The sequence below is a fragment of the Sphingomonas sp. S-NIH.Pt15_0812 genome, from assembly GCF_003951315.1.
GTDB lineage: Bacteria > Pseudomonadota > Alphaproteobacteria > Sphingomonadales > Sphingomonadaceae > Sphingomonas.
In genome coordinates this window covers 1-3,998 of the sequence record NZ_QLJH01000077.1, presented here as the reverse complement: position 1 = coordinate 3,998, position 3,998 = coordinate 1, and the positions used below count along the sequence as shown (strand labels likewise).

The 3,998-nt window shown below is 61.6% G+C and carries 2 protein-coding genes; one reads left to right on the top strand and one right to left on the bottom strand.

What is annotated here, in order from left to right:
• Positions 1-387: 387 nt before the first annotated feature.
• The gene (locus tag BRX43_RS19860; RefSeq protein ID WP_125996775.1) at positions 388-1,299 is read right to left on the bottom strand and encodes a hydrogen peroxide-inducible genes activator; all 912 of its coding nucleotides are present in this window, start codon (positions 1,297-1,299) and stop codon (positions 388-390) included.
• Positions 1,300-1,390: 91 nt separating this feature from the next.
• Between BRX43_RS19860 and katG the strand changes: the two genes are divergently transcribed.
• Complete coding sequence (katG, locus tag BRX43_RS19855; RefSeq protein WP_125996774.1) at positions 1,391-3,619, top strand: catalase/peroxidase HPI; 2,229 nt, start codon at positions 1,391-1,393, stop codon at positions 3,617-3,619.
• The last annotated feature ends 379 nt before the right edge of the window (positions 3,620-3,998 follow it).

Here is a 3,998-nt window from a genome sequence, read left to right as displayed (position 1 = left end):
GCGGGACATTCCCTGCGAAATCGCACCAACCACCCGCTCGCGCAGGTCCATCGACAATGGCTTGCCCATCTGACCGGCCTCCCGTCACCGGTGACGATCATGAATCAGACTTCATGCCGCTTGGGAATCCCTACTCGATTCAAGACGCTCGGAATTTGCTCTAGCCCGGCGTTTCCAAACTATCAGCGTTCTGGGGGCTGGTAACGACGTTCCGGCGCGCGCTGATGTGGGATTCGCGACTTCCGCTTTGAAAATGAATGAACGTCGTAAATCAGGAAGCGTTGAAGATGGCTCGAATGACCGTTTGTGGGTCGATCAGGACATGGGGTGGCTGCAGAAAAGTTCTTGAGGAGCTGGTATAAGGCGAACTAGCGTGTCGAAACCTCATTATCTGGCTTCACCAGTGTCGCCACCTACTGCTTGCCTGATCGTCTCGCCAAGCATTCGGAACTCGCTCGTACGTGGATGGCCGCGACGCCACACTACGGCGATCTGCCGCTCCGCGCGGACAGTCTGCAGCGGATGCGCCTCGACCCGGGTCCCCCCGAGGATGCCGGCATCAATCGCCATCTGCGGAATCAGGGTGTAGCCAAGTCCTGCGTCGACAAGTTGGACGAGCGTATGCAGCGTGGATGCCACCAGCAGCCTTTCGGTCTCCGTGGCAGTACGGTGGCAAGCCGCGAGGGCATGCTCTTTGAGGCAGTGCCCGTCCTCTAGCAGGAGCAAGCGCTGGTCTTCCGCCTCACATAGCGGGGATGCGGACTGGTCCTGTCCCTTGACGGTGACGAGGATCAGGCGATCGACCGCGACGTCAACCTTCTCGATATCGCCGCACTCCACCGGCAGAGCCAATAGTACGCAATCGATCTCGCCACGTCCGGTCGCGTCGCACGCGACGCTGGTCAGCATCTCACGTACGTACAGCTTCAGCCGCGGCCAGTCCCGGGCGAGCATCGGCAGTATGCTGGATAGCACAAACGGTGCGATCGTTGGGATCGCCGCGAGCCGCAGCGGCCCCACGAGCGGCTCGTGGGACCGTTGTGCGACGACTTGGAGGTCCTCGGCGGCTTGTACCATCCGTCGGGCGCGGGACACGATCTCCTCTCCCAGCGGGGTGAAGCGCACATGGCGTTTTGAGCGCTCGACCAAGCTCGCCTCCAGCACCCGTTCGAGCTCAGCGATGCCCACCGAAAAGGCTGACTGCGAGACAAACAGGGCGGCAGCCGCACGCCCGAAATTGCCATGCTCATGAAGCGCGAGGAGATATGATAACTGTCTGAGCGAGGGGATAGGCTTCATCGGTTCAGGTGATAGCAAAAATCGTTTCAATTCATTGGATAAATTTATCGGCCCCACTAGGGTGCCCCGATAGCATAAGTGGAGTGAGAAGATGGCTGACGAAGATCCCAGCGAGCGCTGCCCGATGAGCAGGAATGGCGGCGGCGCAGGCACGGTCCGTTCGCTCCTCGGTCGTACCAACAAGGATTGGTGGCCCGACGTTCTGCCGGTCGAGATCCTGCATCAGCATGGCGTGTCGCCGAACCCCATGGGCGAGGATTACGATTATGCCGAAGCGTTCCGGACGCTCGACTACGCCGCGCTGAAAGCTGATCTCACGGCGTTGATGACCGATAGCAAGCCATGGTGGCCCGCCGATTATGGGCACTACGGTCCCTTCATGATCCGCATGGCCTGGCATGCTGCGGGCACTTACCGGGTTACCGACGGACGTGGTGGTTCGTCCTCGGGCCAGCAGCGGTTCGAACCGCTCAACAGCTGGCCGGACAACGGTAACCTCGACAAGGCACGGCGCCTGCTGTGGCCGCTCAAGCAGAAGTACGGGAAGCACATCAGCTGGGCGGATCTGTTCATCCTGGCCGGCAACGTCGCCATCGAGAGCATGGGCGGCCCGACCTTCGGCTTCGCTGGCGGCCGTAAGGACGTTTATCAGTCGGAAGGCGACACCTATTGGGGCGCCGAGGAGCAATGGATCGGGCATGCGGAGCACAAGAGCCGCATTCGCCCCGACGAGGAACTCGATCTGGAAGGTCCGCTCGCCGCGGATTCGATGGGCCTGATCTACGTGAACCCCGAAGGACCGGGCGGCAATCCCGATCCGCTCGGCTCGGCGCGCGACATGCGGGCGACGTTCTCGCGGATGGCGATGAACTCGGAGGAGACCGTCGCGCTCACCGCCGGTGGCCACGCGTTCGGCAAGACCCACGGGGCAAAGCCTGCGGAGAACTTCGGCAAGGAACCCGCCTCGGAAGCCGTGCACATGCAGGGTCTCGGCTGGCTCACGGACAGCGAGGAGATCGGTAAGGGCCATATCACCACGTCGGGGATCGAGGGTTCGTGGTCGAACAATCCGACGAAGTGGACCGGCGACTATTTCCGCCTGTTGTTCAAGTACGAGTATGAGCTGACGTCCAGCCCGGCTGGTGCGAAGCAGTGGACGCCGATCAATCCCGAGTGGGAGGACATGGCACCCGACGCACGCAATCCCAACAAGCGCGTGCCGACGATCATGACGACCGCCGACATGGCGCTGAAGCTGGATCCCGAATTCCGCGCGATCTCCGAACGCTTCCGCGACGATCAGGCGGCGCTCGACGACGCCTTCGCACGCGCCTGGTTCAAGCTGACCCATCGCGACATGGGGCCGAAGGTCCGCTATCTCGGGCCGGAAGTGCCGGAGGAGACGCTCATCTGGCAGGATCCGGTGCCCGAGGGTACGGCGCCGAGCGATGCCGAAGTAGCGGCGTTCGCAGACAGCGTACTGCGCTCCGGCCTCAGCATCGGTCAGCTCGTCAAGACCGCCTGGGCCTCCGCCTCGACCTACCGCAAGTCCGACCATCGCGGCGGAGCCAACGGTGCGCGTATCGCATTGGAGCCTCAGAAGAACTGGGCGATCAATGAACCCGTGGAACTGGAAACGGTGCTCGCCAAGCTCAACGAGCTTCGCGGAAGCATGTCGCTTGCTGACGCGATTGTCCTTGCAGGCTCGGTGGCGATCGAGAAGGCGGCGAAAGATGCCGGTTTCGAGGTCAAGGTACCGTTTACCGGTGGGCGCGGTGACGCGACGCAGGAGTGGACCGATGTCGAGAGCTTCGCATGGATGGAGCCGCAGGCCGATGGCTTCCGCAACTACCTGCGGACGCGGCAGACGGTGAAGACCGAGGAGTTGCTGCTCGACAAGGCGTCGCTGCTTGGTCTGTCGGCTCCGGAGATGACGGTGCTGCTGGGTGGGCTCCGCGTGCTGGGTGCCAATCACGGCGACAAGCCCGAGGGAGTTCTGACCGACCGCAAGGGTCAGCTGACCAACGACTTCTTCGTCAACCTCCTCGACAACGAGACCTTCTGGGAGCTCGTCGATCCGTCAAGCGACGAGGAGTTCATCGGCCATGATCGCGGCGGAAAGGGCGAGAAGTGGCGCGCTACCCGTACGGACCTAGTGTTCGGCTCTAACTCACAGTTGCGCGCGACGGCGGAAGTCTATGCCGAGAATGGCAATGAGGAGAAGTTCGTCAAGGACTTCGTCAAGGCCTGGGTCAAGGTCATGGATGCCGACCGTTTCGACGTGACCGACAAGCCGGTGACCTCTAACATCGCAACCTGACGAAGGTTCGCTTTCGAAAAGGAAGGCGGTCGCGAGAGCGATCGCCTTCCTTTTTAGAACGTCGAGCGCATCGCCTACAGGTCCGCTGATCCTTGGAACGGAAGGATTGCGAAGGACATCCGTCTTAGATGCGAGATCATATGTCCACCGGCGTTATCAGGGCGGACATCGCTGGCTCCCAGACTCGCACCAGTCTTGCTGATAGCAGTGTCGGCTTCGTGCTTTATCTGACAAAAAAGCCATGATCCGGTCGTAAGCGTGGTCGGAAGGCCGCCTTGCGGTAGCGCCGGTAGCGGGGATGCTTTCCGCCTTTGATGAGGGCGCGGGCGGTGCGGGAAATTATTGGTTCTACGACCAGTCATACGAGTACTCGTATGAC

Bases quoted from the DNA above. Each gene is read 5' to 3' on its own strand.
- BRX43_RS19860 (WP_125996775.1), bottom strand. From the start codon at position 1,299: ATGAAGCCTATCCCCTCGCTCAGACAGTTATCATATCTCCTCGCGCTT.
- katG (WP_125996774.1), top strand. From the start codon at position 1,391: ATGGCTGACGAAGATCCCAGCGAGCGCTGCCCGATGAGCAGGAATGGC.